This is a genomic window from Fusicatenibacter saccharivorans, assembly GCF_015557635.1.
Taxonomy (GTDB): Bacteria; Bacillota; Clostridia; order Lachnospirales; family Lachnospiraceae; genus Fusicatenibacter; species Fusicatenibacter saccharivorans.
Map to the genome: position 1 here is coordinate 23,566 of NZ_JADNOP010000015.1, position 18,154 is coordinate 41,719.

An 18,154-nucleotide genomic window follows, 5' to 3' on the forward strand; every position below is an offset into this window, starting at 1 on the left:
CATTGTCCATTTTTTTCCTGCCTTTTCCCTTCCCCGTGCTCTATAATAGAAAGTACTTGTCTAAGACATGAAAATCTGTGACGCAGTAATTCACGTTCTGCTGCGCTGAATTTTTGCATTATTTTCCGAGATTGCTATAAAAACACCCGTAAATTTGACGGTTGAATAATTATCTACAAAAAAACGGCCACAATACCCATATTTACTGGGTTTGTAACCGTTTTATCACCATACAGCTGTCAAAGACGGGATTCTATCATTTCACCTCTGATATGTCACTATTTACCATCTCTTCCGCCGTATCTTCTTCTATTTCTGTCTTTGTCACCTGTTTGATATGCTTTTTTTTCAGATGCAGATATACGAATTCCCGAAAAATAGTATAGAACACGGAAAGCAACGGAATGAAAACAAGCATACCTATAATTCCCATAAGGTTTCCGCCGATCGTAACTGCTGCAAGAACCCAAATCGATGGAAGCCCTACAGACTCACCCACAACATGAGGATAGATCAGATTTCCCTCTATCTGCTGCAGCACCAGAAATACTATAATAAATAAAATTGCCTGTTTCGGATTTACCATAAAGATCAAAAAGCTTCCCACCGCACACCCGATGAAGGCTCCGAAAATCGGGATCAATGCCGTAAACGCAATTAAAACTCCGATCAAAAGTGCATATGGCATCCTCAAAATGCTCAATATAACAACAAACATACCGCCAAGGATCACGGCTTCCAAGCACTGACCTGTAAGAAAATTTGCAAATGTCTGATAAGTCAGAGAGCAGACTTTAAGAAAAGCATCTGCTTTTTCCTTTGGAAGAAAAGCGAAAAATACTTTTCGAATCTGCACCTGCAGCGTTTCCTTCTGAAAAAGGACATAGCAGGCAAAGGAAAATGCAACAAAAAAGGCTGCCAATCCACTAACTATGGAACCCACTGCTGACATTGTGATATTCATCATATTTCCTGCACCATTTCCAAGCAGGCTTATCCCCCACTTGATCGCCTGATCCGGATTAAACTGTACCTGATCTACAAGCTTCATGATTTCCTGGTTATTATGGGAAAACTCCCGGATCCAGCTTTGCATCTGCGGAATAAAGTCAGTGATACTCATCATCAGGGTTCCCATTGTCCGCGTAAGCTGCGGAATCACACCAAACATCACCAGTACAATCACGCCAACCGCAAATACGATCGTAAGGAACAGGCTTATCGGTCTTGCCAGTTTTTCGACTATCTTATTTTCTTTTTTTGCCCTTCCAAAAATTTTCTTTTCCAAAAAGCTCATTGGCACGTTGGTCACAAATGCGATCGCTCCGCCAAGTACAAATGGAAATACGATCCCCCATATTGCTTTCAACACATCGAGTACCACATTAAACTTCCACAGTGCGACCACAAGAAATGCTGTAAACACAATAAGTTCCCGGATTTTTTTTACAGATTTTTTACTTATATCCACTATCATTCTCCTCTTTTTCTTAATTTCATGCGTATCCATTTAAGCAACTGAATAATCGGAAGACTTGCAAACGCAAATTTTCAAACTTAAATTACTCCCCTTTATTAGACCTAATCGTATAACAGAATCGGTACCTCTGTCAAGATTTTTGAAATTATATTTAAAGTGTAAAAAGATATAGTCGCCATTTTCTTTCTTGCCTTTTCCCTTCCCTATGGTCTATAATAGAAAGTACTTGTCTAAGATACGAAATTGCTGATAAAGGAGCATTCTATATGAACAAAAAGGAAATTGCCGAAATTAAAAAACTGTTTACCCCATCCCACTGTGCGATCACGCGAATCTGCGGATGCTATGTGGATGCGGAAAAGAATATTAAGACAAAATTAAAAGAAGCGTTTCTCTCTCTCGAAGAGGAAGAAATGTTTAAGTATTTTAAGATTTTTAAAAGCACCCTCTCCGGTACCATCGGAAAGAATCTGCTGAATATGGAGTTCCCGCTCTCCCAGGAAAGTGAGGGCGGCACACAGGAGTTTCTCTTAAAACTCCGCAACAGTGAGCTGAAGGACGAAGCGCTGATTGATGAATTTTATGAAAAGGTGATGGCGGATTATCTCTATCCGGAAAACTACTATATTATTCTGATCCATGGTGCCTACGATGTACCGGGACGCGCTTCTGATAATCTGGATATGGACGATGCTTCCGATTACGTCTATGAATTTATCCTCTGCAGCATCTGCCCGGTAAAACTCGACAAACCGGGTCTCTGCTACAATGTGTCCCACAATACGATTGAAAACCGCGTGCAGGACTGGGTGGTCGGCGCACCGGAAAACGGTTTTCTCTTCCCGGCCTTCACAGACCGCAACACGGATATCCACAATCTGCTGTATTTCACGAAAAACGCAGAGATGGATCAGCCGGACTTTCTCGACCACTTCCTGGGCTGTCAGGCGCCACTCTCCGCGAAATCTCAGAAAGAAACGTTTCAGTCTATTATAGAAGAAACTCTCGATTCCGCCTGTGATTTTTCTACTGTTATGACCATTCAGGAGAACTTAAATACCATGATTGAAGAGCGGAAAGACGATCCGGAACCGGTGGTGCTCGATAAACACGAGGTAAAACGTCTGCTCGCCAGCAGCGGCGTACCGAATGAACAGCTTGACGAGTTCGACGAGAAGTACGAATCCATTGCGGATGAGAAAGCAAGCTTCGTTGCCTCGAACGTGGCCAGTACACGGAACTACGAGATCCGCACCCCGGATGTTATCATCAAAGTCAGCCCGGAAAAGGCCCAGCTCATCGAAACCCGTACGATCGACGGAACACCGTATATTCTGATCGAGGCAGCCGATGAAGTGGAAATCAACGGAATTCTTTTAAAACCGTCACGGCCATCCGATGCGGATGATACCGAATTTTAACAGCCAAATGACAGCGAGTCTTTCTCCCTGTCCGAAAAAAAAGCGGCAGTCCCAGACAAAAGGGCTGCCGCTTTTTCTTCCTTTTATTTATGCTTAGCAGAGTGCTTTTCCAAGTGCAATGCATGCTGCCTCAGCTTCATCATCTGGCGCGTCTGCGCAGATCACGCTGTCGCATACCAGCTCGGCGCCATCATTTTTGCAGCTTTCTTCCCAGGTGCGCATCCACTCGCCGTCTCCCCATCCATAGGAACCGAACAGAGCGATTTTCTTTCCGGAGAGTTTGGATTCACATGCGGAGAACATTGGCTCGAACTCGGTATCTTCCAGCTCTTCTGCCCCCATAGCCGGGCATCCGAAAGCGATTGCATCGTATGCATCTACATCATCCGCAGAGAAATCTGCGCAAGTCAGAACAGAAACTTCTGCGCCTGCCTCTTTTGCTCCCTCTGCTACTTTCTGTGCCATCATTTCTGTGTTGCCGGTTCCACTCCAATAAACTACTGCTACTTTGCTCATGTTTCAAATCCTTCTTTCTTTATTTTCTGATTCCGGGGGATTTTTCTTTCCCCGATCCTACTGCCCTTTTTATGGTATGCAGGATTTTATGTTAAACAGCTACGGTGAGCTGTAAAACGCTTCTTCCCTGCTTCCAGAGACGCAGATACACGTTTCTGCATTTCTGATAGCGCTGAAATGTTTTCTGTGTTTCGCACTCATTGCAATAGACCTTCCAGCATCCCTTGCATTTATAATTGTGGCCTTTGTTCTCAATAAAACCGATCACATCACCGAGCGGATAGTTGAGAAACACACCGATCTCATGCGGAAATCCTTCTTTACACTCTGCTACCCGGGTTTTCAGGCGATTCAGTGCATAGGCAATGTCTGTATTTTCATATCCATAGGATTTCAAAAACGCTGCATTCTCCGGATTTTCCAGCTCTTTCTGGAGAAGCCCTTCACGGTACACATAGACCAGTGCTCTCGTCTCATGCTCCCGCAATACAAAGATGTGAATTCCTTTTGGTTCCAGACAGGCACTCCAGTATGAAATCTGATCTTCCAGTTCTTCTTTGGATGAAAATGTCATATTACATAAATTTGCGGCTTTGATGGAAGCCAGCGTTGCCGAACAGTGTTCGATCAGAAATCTCTCAATCATGCCTTTTACGTCTCCTTCTTACATTGCTGCTGCGCAGTGCTCATCTAATACCGAGCGAAGTGCGGTGGCACTGCTGGTATGGATTCTTGCGATCGGAATATTGTTTTTCTTTGCTTCCTGGGAAGCAGTGATGACCATTTTGTGGGATACGGTGTTGGTAAAGAGAATCATCAGATCCGGATTCCCGATTTTTTTCTTAACGGAGCCATGCTCTTTCGGGAACACCTTTGCTTTACATCCATAGTCTTTACAGATATCTGTATATTGACACACCATTCTTTCATTTCCACCGATAATTACGACACTCATCTTCTCTACCTGCCTTTCTGTTGTTATCTTTTGCTACTTGAAATTAGTTTATTCTAACTCCTGTGTTTTAAGAAAGAATCCCTCTACCGGGATCCCGTATGATTTTTGGTTTTATCCGTTGTACTTTAGTTAGCTACATCTAACTGTTGGGTATATCATACCGTTTTTGTCGGATTTTGTCAAGGATATCCTGCAAATTTTTCCAGCTTTTCTTGAGAAAATTGTATCATTTTCTTTTTCACATCACGCTGGTGAAAGAATATTCGCAATGGAAGCAGAGGCTTTCCCTGCTTTTGTTAAAAAGCCGCTGGAATCTTAAGAAGAAGACTCCAGCGGCTTTCCCGTTGCTATTCTGTTCTGTTTTTTATACCGGCTCGTCCAGCAGGTTGCCCATACTCTTTAAGCCAATGTAAAGAGTAGATGTATTGTGAAGCAGTGCGGAAGTGGTTGGCTGTAAAATGCCGCCCACGCCGAGCAGAATCAGTCCGGCGTTGAACGTAACGATAAAGCGGTAATTCTTATGAATCCGTTTCATCAGACGGTTGCTCAGCATACGAAGCACCAGAATTTCTGCCAGATCGTCTGCGGCAACGGTGATATCCGCGATCTCACGCGCAATCTCTGCGCCCTCGCTGATGGCGATTCCAACGTCTGCGGCAGAAAGTGCCGGTGAATCGTTAATACCGTCACCGATCATAATGACTTTACGTCCCTCTGCTTTTTCTTTCTCCACAAAGTTTGCCTTATCCTCTGGCAGTACCTCAGCATAGTACTCGTCCACGCCGACCTTCTTCGCGATCGCTTTTGCCGTGCGCTCGCTGTCTCCGGTCATCATGACGATCTTTTTCAGACCTGCTTTTTTCAGCTGACGGATAATTTCGGCCGCCTCCGGACGAAGCGGATCCTCAATGCAGATAACTGCTGCAAGTACACCTTCTAAGGCAAGATAGAGATGAGAATACTCCTCCGGCAGATGACGGAACTTCTCTTCCATTCCTTCCGGAATGATACTATTCTCATCCTCAAATACGAAGTGATAACTTCCAATAATCGCTTTTTTGCCATTGATCGTTGTAGAAATACCGTGTGCAACGATATATTCTACCTTGGAGTGCATCTCCTCGTGATCCAGATATTTCTCTTTTGCCGCGTCTACTACGGCTTTTGCCATGGAATGCGGAAAATGCTCTTCCAGGCAGGCTGCGATGCGCAGAAGCTCATCCGGGCTCTTTGTTTCGCTGAAGGATACCACCTCTGCTACGGTCGGCTGCGCTTTTGTCAGTGTTCCGGTCTTATCGAAAACGATCGTATCCGCTTCCGCCACAGCTTCCAGGAATTTACCGCCCTTTACGGTGATCTTGTGCTGGTTTGCCTCGCGGATTGCAGAGAGAACGGAAATCGGCATGGCAAGTTTTAACGCACAGGAGAAGTCTACCATCAGAATAGAGAGTGCTTTCGTTGCATTTCTGGTCAGAAGATACGTCAACGCCGTTCCGCCAAGGGAATACGGTACAAGACGGTCTGCCAGATGCTCTGCCTTGCTCTCCAGTCCGGATTTCAGTTTCTCGGACTCTTCGATCATCGCGGTAATCTTCTCGTAACGGCTGGATCCGCCGGTCTGCTTCACAAGAATAGTAAGCTCGCCCTCCTCAAGAACCGTTCCCGCATAGACAACGGAACCTAAGGTACGGCGTACCGGAACAGATTCTCCGGTCAGAGAAGCCTGGTTCACCATACCCTCGCCGTTGGATACCTCGCCGTCGAATGGAATCAGATTTCCCATATGTACGACAATCTCGTCGCCCGCAACAATTTTTTCAGACGGAACGAGAATTTCCTGGCCGTCTTTTTTCAGCCATACCTTTCCGACGTTCAACGACATGCTGCGTGCCAGATCTCCGACGGATTTTTTATGCGTCCATTCCTCAAGCAGCTCTCCTACGCCGAGCAGGAACATGACAGAGCCTGCGGTTCCATAGTCGCCGCGGAGCATCGAAACACCGATTGCAGTTGCATCAAGAACCGGAACTTCGATCTTTCCCTGTGCCAGTGTCTGGATTCCTTTCCAGATATATTTTACGGAAACAACCGTAGTATAGATGGCACGGATCGGTGCCGGAAGAAGCCATTTTCTTCCAAAGTGGTAAATCACTTTGCTGATCAGCTTTTCCTGATATTCGTTGTTTAACGCTCTGCCGGAGCTCTCAAGCAGTCCGGTCGGCAGCTCTACTTCCTCGTAGTGGAAGAGCTGTATCATCCGAATCACAGCGGCTCGTTCTCCCTCGTAACAGATCACGGCATCGCCGGTTCTGTCATATACCTTCGCGAAAGATACCTGGTTCTGATTCTGCAGATAGTACAGCAGTGTCTCTGCCTGTACGGAGGACATGCGCTTCTGTGCCAGATGGATTCGGATTCTGCCTCTGCTTTCGTGTTTAATATAAAATTTCAAATCTTATGCCTCCTAGAAAAACACCTGCAGAGAATTCTGCAGGCGTTTCGTTTTTTCCGTATGAATACGACGTAAATCAGATGTTGCTGTGTACAGCTTATGCCTCAACCGTATCCTCTGCTTCTGCTTCAACAGCTTCCTCTGCTGTCTCTTCAGCTACATCCTCTACTGCCTCTTCTGCTGCTTCACGCTCTTCGTTGATCTGTTTTGCGTCAGCATAGATGTCCTCCGCATTCTCCTGGATGGTCGTTACCGTATCCAGAACAACTTTCTTTGCACGAAGAACAGCTGCGGTGCAGTTGGTGTAAAGTTTTTTCGCATCCTTGCTGGACAGTGCTTTGATACCTGCTGTTCCGAATAATACTCCTGCTGCGAAAAGTCCTGGATGTTTTAAATCTTTGATTGTCATATTACATTTCCTCCTATTGTTAAAATAAATTTTTCCTGAATTTTACATCTTCCCCCGCTGTGGTTCACAGTATAGCACTCACCTGCTCGGTTAGACAATACGTACAGTTCTTTTTGATAATTATTTTCATTAAAACAGGGAAAACGGAAGGAATTTTCACCCGTTTTCCCCGTTTTTCAGCCTTCCACCGCTGAAACAATCACATTTTCAATATCCTGATTCTGAATATAGCCCTTTGCCTTCAGTCCGGATTTCATCACGTCCATCCACATCTCTCCGCTTAAGCGGCAGATGGTATGATCGCTCAGTTCTACGGTACAGCCCTGATCTTTGAAGCATTCTTCTCCACAGGCAATCTTGTAAAAATTTTTGCGGCTGATTGCACCGATGCTCTCCAGTGTATTCACCATGCGATACACCGTAGCAGGCCCGATGCTGCTGTCTTTCTGCAGAGCTTTATAGTAAATTTCTTTACAGCAGGAGCACTCCTCTTCCAGGATAATATCGAGCAGAATCCGTCTCTGTCTGGTTATTCTGCATCCCTGTTCCCGGAGCTTCTGAATAATCAGTTCTCGCTTCATCTGTGTTCTGTGATAATTTCTGGCTTCATGCTTTGTCTGTTCCTGCGGCATACGTTCTACCTCCTGATGATGATTCCTGTCCTGTCAGTCGCAATGTCCCTTGCACTGCCCGCAGTTACCACCACAGCTTCCCTTGCCACTTTTTTTATCTTTAATCATACTGCGTACTGCAAGTCCTACCAGACCAACAACGACTACAAGTGTGATAAAAGTTCCCATAGAAACAACTCCTTTCTTTTCAAAAGAGTCCGCATCCTGCAGCGGATGCCGGATACGGACTCTTCATCAGATACATGTTCTCTATCTGTCACAGCAATTATTTGCTGAACATTTTGTTGGTGGAAACGCTCAGAGTTGCGCTCTCTTTGTAAGGTCTTACCAGCAGATATACAAATCCAATGATGAGCAGAACAGCAACTACCGTTCCGATTCCAAAACCGCCGCCGATGAACAGGTTACCGATCTGATAGATGCACAGGGATACAACATAGGCAAGCAGTGTCTGATATCCGATTGCAGTAAAAAACCATTTGGTATTGTTCATCTCACGTTTGATTGCACCCATTGCTGCGAAGCACGGTGCGCACAGAAGGTTGAATACCAGGAAGGAATAAGCTGCTACCGTAGATAAGCTTCCTGCGAGCTGTCCCCAGATCTCGGCGCCGTCTTCTGCAACTTCACCAAAGCCAAACAGGATACCAAAGGTACCAACAACGTTCTCTTTTGCGATCAGTCCGGAAACAGCTGCAACAGCCATCTTCCAGTCGCCCCATCCAAGAGGTGCAAACAGAGGAGCGATCACGCTTCCGATGGAAGCCAGGATACTGTCATTTAACTGCTCGGCTTCCAGCATTCCGAAGGATCCGTCAACCCATCCGAAGTTCATCAGGAACCACAGAACGATGGTGGACATCAGGATGATCGTACCGGCTTTTTTGATGAAGGACCAGCCACGCTCCCACATGCTGCGAAGAACGTTGCTTACCGTCGGCCAGTGGTAAGCCGGAAGCTCCATAACAAACGGAGCCGGATCACCGGCGAACAGTTTTGTTTTTTTCAGGATGATACCGGAGCAGATGATTGCTGCAATACCAACGAAGTAAGCACTTGGTGCAACCCAGGAAGCTCCATTAAACAGGGCGCCTGCGATCAGGGCGATGATTGGAAGTTTTGCTCCACAAGGTACAAACGTTGTTGTCATGATGGTCATTTTACGGTCACGGTCATTCTCGATGGTACGGGAAGCCATGATACCAGGAACACCGCAGCCACTTCCGATCAGCATCGGAATGAAGGATTTTCCGGAAAGTCCAAATTTACGGAAGATACGGTCCATGATGAATGCAACACGCGCCATGTAACCGCAGGACTCCAGAAATGCCAGGAACAGGAACAGTACCAGCATCTGCGGTACGAATCCAAGTACGGCACCAACACCGGCAACAATACCATCCAGGATCAGACCCTGCAGCCAGTCAGCGCAGTGGATCGCGTTCAGCAGATTTTCAATGGCCGGCGGAATGATCTCTCCAAAGAGTACATCGTTGGTCCAGTCCGTTACAAAAGTACCTACTGTTGTGACAGATACATAATATACAACCCACATAACAACTGCAAAGATCGGAAGTGCCAGCCAGCGGTTGGTTACGATCCGGTCGATCTTATCCGATGTTGTCATGGCGTTTTTCTTGTTCTTTGTGACACAGTCGCCGATGATGCTGGAAATATAAACGTAACGCTCGTTTGTAATAATACTCTCGGTATCGTCATCAAATTTGTCTTCCAGCTGTTTGATCTCGGCAGATACATCCGGAACGGATTTCATCTGCTCTGTGATCTTATCATCTTTCTCCAGAAGTTTGATTGCAAAGAAGCGTTTCTGCTCATTTACAATATCACTTCCGAGTTTGCTCTCAACGGTGCGGATGACTGCCTCCACATCCTTGTCAAACTCATGAACCGGTACAGCAGCACCTTTTTTCTGTGCAATCTGCACTGCTTTATCAGCAGCTTCTTTGATTCCGGTTCCTTTCAGAGCAGAGATGGTTACAACTTCACAGCCCAGCTTTTTCGCCAGTTTGTCGATATGTATTTTGTCTCCGTTCTTCTCAACAATATCCATCATGTTGACAGCCATGATCACCGGAATACCAAGTTCCATGATCTGTGTGGACAGATACAGGTTACGCTCAATGTTGGTACCATCTACGATGTTCAGGATCGCATCTGGTCTTTCATTAATCAGGTAATTTCTGGCTACCACTTCCTCCAGTGTATACGGAGATAAAGAATAGATACCCGGAAGGTCCATGATGGTGACATCTTTGTGGCCTTTGAGCTTTCCTTCTTTTTTCTCGACGGTTACACCTGGCCAGTTTCCTACGAACTGGTTGGAGCCTGTCAGTGCATTGAACAATGTTGTCTTACCGCAGTTCGGGTTTCCTGCGAGTGCAATCTTAATTGCCATTTTTTCCATGCCCCTCTTTCTTTGATTTTTACTGATTTTAATAACTTCACAAGCCTTACCAATATTGGCTGCAGCTTGCTTTTGTTAGCATCCGCTAACAAGCAGGCAAAAAAAATTTACTCTACTTCAATCATTTCGGCATCTGCTTTTCTTAAGGATAATTCGTATCCTCTGACGGTTACTTCGACCGGATCGCCGAGCGGAGCAACTTTGCGCACGAATACGTCAACACCCTTGGTGATTCCCATATCCATGATTCTTCTTTTGACCGGACCGGAGCCGTTGAGTTTTACAACTTTAACGGTTTCTCCTACGGAAGTCTCTTTTAAAGTCTTCATCTTCTCTCCTTCTTTCCTATCAAATCAGGATTTTGGCTGCCATATCTTTTCCAACGGCTACCCTGGAATCTTTCACATTCACGATGAGATTGCCGTCGATTTCCGATACGACTGTCACGTTTCCGCCAACGACGAAGCCAAGATTTTCAAGAAATCTTCTGGTCTCTTCTTTTCCGCCAACTTTTCTGATTGTGTAACATTCGCCTGGATTTGCCATCGTTAAAGGCATAGTCAATTACCTCCTGTGTATGATAATGAGTTTCATCTCTATTTCAGTTGTTAGTATATGCTAACGTACGTTAGATGTCAACTGCTTTTTTACTATTTTTTTGTATTTTTTTCTGAAATTTACTCCGTTACTGAGAAAAAGCCTTCGTTAAGGGCCCTGTTTTTTTGAAAAATAAGGCAGAACAGAGAAATTTCGTATCTCCCTGTTCTGCCCTTTTTGCTTTCCATTTTTTTTAGAAACGGTACATCATCTTATGCCATTTTGCACCGCCATGTGTCGAGTCGGAAAGTTCAATATATTCGTATCCGATCCTTTTGTAGAATGGAATCATATGATCCTTGCACGTAAGAACAACGGCTTTTTTGTCACGCTCTCCTGCGCTTTTTACCATATGACGCATCAGTGCTTCTCCAATGCCCTGTTTCTGGAACTTCGGATTGACGTCCAGTCCGAAAATCATCTGATAATCACCGTCCGGGTTGTGCAGCGTGGCGTCATGGTAGAGTGCATCCGCCAGATAATCGGTATCCGCACAGCAGCCATTGCAGAAGCCTGCGATTTCGCCGTCTTCGGTTTCCGCTACAAAAAAGCTGTTTTTGCAGGTTTTGTACCGCTCCATGAAGTCTTCATAACCTGCCGCCTCGGCAGCCGGGAAACATAGCGCCTCCACCTCGGCTACCTTTTTCAGATCTTCGTCTTTTACCGGACGGATCGTATACTTTACTTTTCGTTTTAAATAGGGCTTCAGTCCCGCAACGACTTCTTCCACCGTTCCATCCACGAACGGATTCTTCAGTCCGGCCAGCTCCAGCAGTGCAAAATATCCCTTGCTTCCGCCTGCCTGGCAGAGACGGTAATAATCGCCCCACGCCTTTTCCGGCTCTTTTTTGGAACGCTCAAAGAACTGGAAAGCACAGATCTGTGCCAGCGCATAATCAATATAATAGAACGGGTTCACAAAGATATGCTGCTTCTGCATCCAGAAACCGCCCTCCTCGAGGAACTTGTGGCCGTCATAATTTCTCCATGGCATATAGGTCAGCTCTAACTGATGCCAGATCGCACGGCGCTCCTTGGCCGTCATGCCGATATTTTCAAATACCTTATGCTGGAACTCATCCACACATACCATGTACGGAATCACTTCCAGCGCGCTCATCAGGTGCGCATAACGGTAATCATCTGCTTTCTCTCCAAAGAATGCATTCATCCAGGGGTATGCGAAATGCTCCATTGTCATCGAGTGAATCTCCGCCACCTCGCTTGTCGGGAATACCATATCCATAAACGGAATCTGTTTTGCCGCCGTATAAGCCTCGAATGCATGGCCCGCCTCATGAGTCAGAACATCAACGTCCGCGCTCGTACCATTAAAATTGGAGAAGATGAACGGCGCCTTGAACGTATTCAGAAATGTGCAGTAACCGCCTGTCTGTTTTCCCGGCTTCGTCTCCAGGTCAAACAGCTCATGCTCCACCATAAAATCAAAGAACTCACCCGTCTCTTTCGACAGCTCATGGTACATCTTCTGCGCCTTCGCAACCAGTTCCTCCGTCGTTCCTTCCGGAACCGCGTTTCCTTCCGGGAAAATCAGCTCCTCATCGTAATAATGCAGCCTGTCCACTCCAAGCCGTTTCTCCTGCTCCTTCCGAAGCTCCAGGCAGAGCGGTACAATCTTCTCCTTCACCTGCGCACGGAACCTTGCAACATCCTCCGCCGTATAATCGTATCTTCCATAGCTCAGGTAAATAAATTCAATGTAAGAAGAAAATCCCAGCTTCTTCGCAATTTTATCGCGCAGCGGAACCATCTTGTCATACAGCGCATCCAGCTCCCCGGAAATCTCTTCATACAAATCTCCCCATGCCGTCATCGCCTCTTTCCGCATCTGGCGGTCCGTACTCTGCATCGCCTTCAGCAGTCCATAAAAATTACACGTTTCGCCCTTAAATTCCGTCGAAGCATTCGCCGTAATTTTACTGTATTGCTGCGTCAGATTCGCCTCTTCGATCAGATCCTCCACGATACAGTCGTCCGCTAATTTTTGGCCAACCTCCATATTCTTCACAAAAAATTCCCCGAACTCCTCTGCAAACTCTTTGATAAACGGAGACTCCAGAATCACCTTCTCTGCCTTTTGTATCAGCAGATGGATCGCCGGAATCGTCTCATTCCAGAACTGAACCTCTCCTTCATAAAACGAATCTCTGGTGTCCACCGTATATCTTACCTGCGCCACTTCCGCCATTGTCGCCCAGGCATCCTCGCGCGTTTTTTCTTCCATAAAAAGTCCGCGCAGCTCCTCATATGATTTTGCCTCTTTGAGCGCCTTCGTATACGCTCTTACTTTTTCCCGCTCTGCCTCCATGTCCGGCCTTACGTATTCAATTTCCGAAAACTTTTTCATCTTCTCTTACCTCCTTCTATTCCAGAACGCCCAGATTTTTCAACTCATGATAAACCCGGGACGCCGGCAGTCCCATCACATTATAATAGTCTCCCTGGATTCCTTTCACAAACTTTGTCCCAAACACGGTCTGAATTCCGTATCCTCCAGCCTTATCCGACCACACAGGAGCCTCCCCCTCTTTCTCAAGAGCAAGATACCCGTTTATCTCCTCCTCTGTCATCGCATAAAACTCTACATCTGTGCGGTCACAGAACGATACCACACGCTTTGCGTCCCCCTCTGTTACCGCAATCGTAACTCCAGTATACACCTGATGCACCTTTCCCTGCAACTGCTGCATCATGCTTCTGGCATGTTCTATCCCCTTCGGCTTGCCAAGGATCTCCCCTTCAAAAGCCACAACCGTATCCGCCCCGATCACAACGGCATCCCCTTCGGTAATCTCCGCAACATCCAGACATTTCAGCCGTGAAAGCTCCTCCACAACCTTCTCCGGTTCCGCAGACGTCACAACTTCTTCCGCCCCTGAAGCCTGAACCTTACACCGTATTCCCAACATCTCCATCAACTCTCTTCTTCTGGGTGACCCCGAAGCCAATATCACTTTCATCCTGCTGTCTCCTTTATTTTTTCTTTCATGACATGCATTTTTTTCACACCATGCAGCGGTCCGCGGGAATGTGCGGCTTGCGCCAGATGGCCGGATAAAATAAGTACGCCGGGAACAAACACAATCCACTCGTGTCCGTTCCCGGCGTACTTATTTTATCCAGATGCCTGAATTTCCGTCTTATGCAAAGCAAAACGATAAGCCGGGTTATGTCGTGTGTAATCATCTATCCAATGGAACTGTCGCCAGTCCCCTTAAGCGACCCACCTGAAAACATGACGGGCAGCCATATACGTTTTCTATTCGGTCTTGCTTCGGATGGGGTTTACATGGCTTTCTCTGTTACCAGAGAAACGGTAGTCTCTTACACTGCCTTTCCACCCTTACCAGGAAAAACCTGGCGGTATCTCTCTGTTGCACTATCCCTGGAGTCGCCTCCGCCGGACGTTATCCGGCATCCTGCCCTGCGAAGCCCGGACTTTCCTCACCTGGCCCCTTTCGGTCCTGCCAGCCGCGATTACATATCTTACTTTGTCAAAAACGGAACATCAGACAGTTAATAATCATACCACAAACTCTCTTTCTTGTCCATCCCCAAATCGCAGATCCCACAAAGCCATACAAAACAGCCTTTCACACATCAAAGCAGCTTCCCCCCACAAACTCCCGCAGAATCGAATTCTTGGGAATATCCTCAATCGGCACCCCGACAAAATAATCCAAAAACTTCAGCAGCCGCTTTGCCTCCTGGTACTCCGGCTCTCCCTCCTCAATCTGGAACAAAAGCGGCTCCGCATACAGCTTCAGCACCGAAAGCTCATACACCAGCGCTGAATTGAACATCACATCCGCCTTCTCCTGATTCGGGAAAATATTACGATCTTCCCCGCGGCGCACCGACGGCCACATCGCAATCGTCTCCTTCGCCGACGTCGCCCGTGTCCGGCTGTCACGCACCATACGCCGGATCAGCCGGCCATCCGTCGTCGGAATCCGGTTGTGTTCATCCACATTAATCTGCGTCAGCGCACTGATATAAATCCGGAATTTACTTTCCGAAGGAAGCGACCACGTCAGTTTTTCATTCAGCCCGTGAATCCCCTCCAGCACCAGCACATCAGTCTCCTTCATCTGAATAAAATTCCCCTTGTACTCGCGCTTGCCCGTCTTAAAATTAAAATACGGCAGTTCCACACGCTCTCCGTTCAAAAGTGCTGTCATATCCCGGTTCAAAAGCTCGATATCCAGTGCTTCCAGGCATTCAAAATCATAGTCGCCGTTTTCATCCCGCGGCGTATCTACCCGGTTCACATAGTAATTATCAAGGCTGATCGGATGCGGCGTCAGACCATGCGCCGAAAGCTGGATCGACAGCCGGTTGCAGAACGTCGTCTTTCCGGAGGAAGACGGACCCGCAATCAGCACAAATTTAACCTGCTTTCTTTCCGCAATCTGCTCCGCAATCTTCGCAATCTTCTGCTCCTGCAGCGCCTCCGCAATCAGCATCATCTGCTGAATATTGCCCTTCGTGATGCGTTCATTTAAGTCGGCAACCGTGGAAATTCCCATCTGCTCACCCCAGCGCTCCGATTCCCGCTGCACCTGGAACACCTTCGGGGAGAGATTCGCCGCCGGCACCGTCTCCGGCGCCTTTTTCTCCGGCATCTGCAGCACAAAGCCGTCATCGTATAAATAGAGATCAAAATACTTCAGATAACTCGTATCATACGTCATAAATCCATAATAATAGTCTTCAAAATCCCCGAGACTGTACAGATTCACACGGGAGACACGGCGGTAACGGAACAAGCGGTCTTTATCCGTCATGCCATGCAGCCGGAACCGTTCTCTCGCCTCGTGCGTATCGACACTCCGCTTATAAATCGGCACCGCCTTTTCCACCTGTTCATGCATATACGCTTTTACTTCGTCCAAAAACGCCTGATTCAGCGTGATATCGCCGTCCACCGTGTAGAAAAAGCCCGAACCCGCCGAAAAATGCAGCATCACATGGCGGATCTTATCGTAGCCTCCCACATGATACACCGCTTTTACCAGCAGAAGAGAAAGACTCCTCTGATACGTTTTATGTCCGATCTCATCCTCCGTTGTCACAAATTCCAGTTCACAGTCTTTTTTCAGCTGTTTGTGCAGCTCCCGCAGCCGTCCGTCCACTTTCACAAGGACAATCGGCGCGTCCATTGTTTTTTCAAAATCCTTTGCAATCTCATAATAAGAGCAATTTTCCGGATATTCGTATCCTTTTCCATCAATTGTTACCTGAATCAATTGTAATTCCTCCTTCTTGCAAAACTTTCTGAAAATTCAGAAGTGACAGAAAAGGCGCGCCCGAAAATTACAACTGCTGAAATTTTCAGACACGCCCCTCTTGTGCAAACGCTGTCGTTACATCGTATGGAAACGCGCAAGCGCAGATTCCAGTACTGCCTCTTTTTCTTTTAATTCCCAAAGGCGCTGTGCTGCCTTTTCACTGGAGTGATCCGAAAGCTGGCGGATCAGCGTCTGGTTCTGCTCCTGCTGTTTCAGAAGGTATTCCCTCAGCACCGGATTTTCCTTTTCCAGAAGGCGCGGTCCATAGAAAAGCTCCTCCGCCTTCAGATTCTCCTTTTCCCCTGGCACTGCCCGCAGAATCGGATAATATTTTCCATCCTCCTCTACAAAATTCTCCTGTGCAAGGAAAAATCCGTGTTCCAGAAGCCATGCACGCACGCGGTCGATATCCGACTGCGGCTCCAGGATCAGCTCCCGAAAACCGGACAGCAGCGGCTCACCTTCGCTTAAAATTCTTATGGTAAGCCCGCCGCCCATGCCCGCGATGAGAAGAGAATCACCCTCTCCCGCACGCAGGGCATGGAGTCCGTCGGAAAGTCTTGTTTCTATGTAGTCCCCCATCTGGTACTGCGCAATATGCTCCCTGGCCCGCTCCAGCGGTCCGCGGTTCACATCCATGGCGATTGCGGAGGAAATCTTCTTCTGTTCCAGCAGCGCAATCGGCACATAGCCGTGATCTGTTCCCACATCGACCAGGCAGCCGCCCGAGGTGACAAACTCCGCTACCGCGGAAAGTCTTTTTGATAACTGCATTTTCCTGTCGTCCTTTTCTTCCTCGCAGATTAGTCCAGGTAATCTTTCAGCTTTCTGGAACGGCTCGGATGGCGCAGTTTACGGAGCGCTTTCGCCTCGATCTGACGGATACGCTCTCTTGTAACATTAAACTCTTTACCAACCTCTTCGAGGGTTCTCGCACGGCCATCATCAAGTCCGAAACGGAGACGCAGAACCTTCTGCTCACGGTCGGTCAGTGTGCTTAAGACATCCTCCAGCTGCTCTTTCAGCATCGTGAATGCTGCCGCATCTGCCGGTACCGGCACATTGTCATCCTGGATGAAGTCACCGAGGTGGCTGTCCTCCTCCTCGCCGATCGGGGTCTCAAGAGAAACCGGCTCCTGGGAAATTTTCAGGATCTCGCGGACACGCTCCACAGACATATGCATCTCCTCTGCGATCTCTTCCGGCGTAGGTTCGCGGCCTAACTCCTGCAGTAACTGACGGGAAACGCGGATCAGCTTGTTGATCGTTTCTACCATATGAACCGGAATACGGATTGTTCTCGCCTGATCTGCAATCGCTCTTGTGATCGCCTGGCGGATCCACCACGTTGCATACGTAGAGAATTTGTATCCTTTGCGGTAGTCGAATTTTTCCACCGCTTTAATAAGACCTAAGTTACCTTCCTGAATCAGATCCAGAAACAGCATACCACGGCCTACGTAACGTTTTGCAATCGAAACAACAAGACGAAGGTTTGCCTCTGCCAGACGTTTTTTTGCTTCCTCATCTCCCTCTTCCATTCTCTGTGCCAGCTTAATCTCTTCCTCTGCAGAAAGAAGCGGCACTTTACCGATCTCTTTTAAGTACATGCGGACCGGATCCTCAATGCTGACGCCTTCCGGAACGGAAAGGTCGATGTTCTCCATATCGATCTCTTCTTCTTCAGAAAGATCGATGTCATCGTCGTCCAGAAGGAGAAGATCACGGTCTGCCGCATTTGGATCCTCGGTCATGTCTGAGAGACGCAGTACGTCGATGCCGCTTGCCTCCAGGTATTCAAATACCTTCTCCATCTGCTCCGCGTCCAGCGGCATATCGCGGAAAAAGTCGTTGATTTCCTGATATTCCAGGACGCTCTTTTTCTTTTTGCCGTATGCTACCAGCTCTTTTAATTTTTCCATAAATTTTGCTTTATCGAACTCCATTGACTGTCC

17 protein-coding genes, 1 other RNA gene and 1 pseudogene are annotated in these 18,154 nt (G+C 47.2%); 1 reads left to right on the forward strand and 18 read right to left on the reverse strand.

The genetic code is table 11. The features are described from left to right. Positions 1-256 precede the first annotated feature (256 nt). Entirely contained in the window at positions 257-1,471 is a 1,215-nt protein-coding gene (locus I2G42_RS12620) for an AI-2E family transporter (RefSeq protein WP_242857223.1), read from the reverse strand. A gap of 275 nt (positions 1,472-1,746) precedes the next feature. Between I2G42_RS12620 and I2G42_RS12625 the strand changes: the two genes are divergently transcribed. Then, positions 1,747-2,901: a DUF4317 domain-containing protein gene (locus I2G42_RS12625; protein WP_022462754.1), complete on the forward strand. Its 1,155-nt coding sequence runs from the start codon at positions 1,747-1,749 to the stop codon at positions 2,899-2,901. Here I2G42_RS12625 and I2G42_RS17040 read toward each other — a convergent pair. The 17 genes and pseudogenes from I2G42_RS17040 to rpoD form a co-directional block, all read right to left on the reverse strand. Further along, positions 2,898-2,963 (reverse strand): annotated as a pseudogene (locus tag I2G42_RS17040) (hypothetical protein); the annotation flags it as partial. The gene I2G42_RS12625 and the pseudogene I2G42_RS17040 overlap by 4 nt on opposite strands. Positions 2,964-2,994: 31 nt before the next feature. After that, positions 2,995-3,417, reverse strand: a complete 423-nt coding sequence (locus tag I2G42_RS12635; protein WP_022462753.1) for a flavodoxin — start codon at positions 3,415-3,417, stop codon at positions 2,995-2,997. Positions 3,418-3,508: 91 nt separating this feature from the next. Then, positions 3,509-4,063, reverse strand: a complete 555-nt coding sequence (locus tag I2G42_RS12640; RefSeq protein ID WP_055228382.1) for a DUF3793 family protein — start codon at positions 4,061-4,063, stop codon at positions 3,509-3,511. Between the two features lie 18 nt (positions 4,064-4,081). Further along, entirely contained in the window at positions 4,082-4,372 is a 291-nt protein-coding gene (locus I2G42_RS12645; RefSeq protein WP_022462751.1) for a DUF2325 domain-containing protein, read from the reverse strand. A 364-nt stretch (positions 4,373-4,736) separates the two neighbouring features. Continuing rightward, positions 4,737-6,824 carry a heavy metal translocating P-type ATPase gene (locus I2G42_RS12650; protein WP_055228383.1) on the reverse strand — a complete coding sequence of 696 codons (2,088 nt, stop codon included), beginning with the start codon at positions 6,822-6,824 and terminating at the stop codon, positions 4,737-4,739. 97 nt (positions 6,825-6,921) lie between these two features. Then, complete coding sequence (locus tag I2G42_RS12655) at positions 6,922-7,233, reverse strand: DUF6110 family protein (RefSeq protein ID WP_055228384.1); 312 nt, start codon at positions 7,231-7,233, stop codon at positions 6,922-6,924. Between the two features lie 176 nt (positions 7,234-7,409). Beyond that, positions 7,410-7,865, reverse strand: a complete 456-nt coding sequence (locus I2G42_RS12660) for a transcriptional repressor (protein WP_022462748.1) — start codon at positions 7,863-7,865, stop codon at positions 7,410-7,412. A gap of 33 nt (positions 7,866-7,898) precedes the next feature. Then, positions 7,899-8,033, reverse strand: coding sequence for a FeoB-associated Cys-rich membrane protein (locus I2G42_RS12665; RefSeq protein ID WP_022462747.1), 135 nt, complete (start codon positions 8,031-8,033; stop codon positions 7,899-7,901). Between the two features lie 97 nt (positions 8,034-8,130). Next, a complete protein-coding gene (feoB, locus tag I2G42_RS12670) occupies positions 8,131-10,281 on the reverse strand; it encodes a ferrous iron transport protein B (protein ID WP_022462746.1) in 2,151 nt (716 codons plus the stop codon). Positions 10,282-10,397: 116 nt separating this feature from the next. Next, positions 10,398-10,619 (reverse strand): FeoA family protein, encoded by a 222-nt coding sequence (locus I2G42_RS12675; RefSeq protein WP_022462745.1) that lies wholly within the window; start codon positions 10,617-10,619, stop codon positions 10,398-10,400. A 19-nt stretch (positions 10,620-10,638) separates the two neighbouring features. After that, positions 10,639-10,848 (reverse strand): FeoA family protein, encoded by a 210-nt coding sequence (locus I2G42_RS12680; protein WP_022462744.1) that lies wholly within the window; start codon positions 10,846-10,848, stop codon positions 10,639-10,641. 232 nt (positions 10,849-11,080) lie between these two features. Continuing rightward, complete coding sequence (locus I2G42_RS12685; protein ID WP_055228385.1) at positions 11,081-13,255, reverse strand: M3 family oligoendopeptidase; 2,175 nt, start codon at positions 13,253-13,255, stop codon at positions 11,081-11,083. A gap of 16 nt (positions 13,256-13,271) precedes the next feature. Further along, a complete protein-coding gene (locus I2G42_RS12690; protein WP_055228386.1) occupies positions 13,272-13,868 on the reverse strand; it encodes a Maf family protein in 597 nt (198 codons plus the stop codon). A 182-nt stretch (positions 13,869-14,050) separates the two neighbouring features. Continuing rightward, an RNA gene (rnpB, locus tag I2G42_RS12695) (RNase P RNA component class A) lies at positions 14,051-14,401 on the reverse strand. A gap of 100 nt (positions 14,402-14,501) precedes the next feature. Further along, on the reverse strand, positions 14,502-16,157 hold the full coding sequence (locus I2G42_RS12700) for a nucleoside kinase (RefSeq protein ID WP_055267351.1): 1,656 nt from the start codon (positions 16,155-16,157) through the stop codon (positions 14,502-14,504). A gap of 117 nt (positions 16,158-16,274) precedes the next feature. Beyond that, positions 16,275-16,973 carry a tRNA (adenine(22)-N(1))-methyltransferase gene (locus I2G42_RS12705; protein WP_195531125.1) on the reverse strand — a complete coding sequence of 233 codons (699 nt, stop codon included), beginning with the start codon at positions 16,971-16,973 and terminating at the stop codon, positions 16,275-16,277. 29 nt (positions 16,974-17,002) lie between these two features. Beyond that, positions 17,003-18,145, reverse strand: coding sequence for an RNA polymerase sigma factor RpoD (gene rpoD, locus I2G42_RS12710; RefSeq protein WP_022462739.1), 1,143 nt, complete (start codon positions 18,143-18,145; stop codon positions 17,003-17,005). Positions 18,146-18,154: the final 9 nt, after the last annotated feature.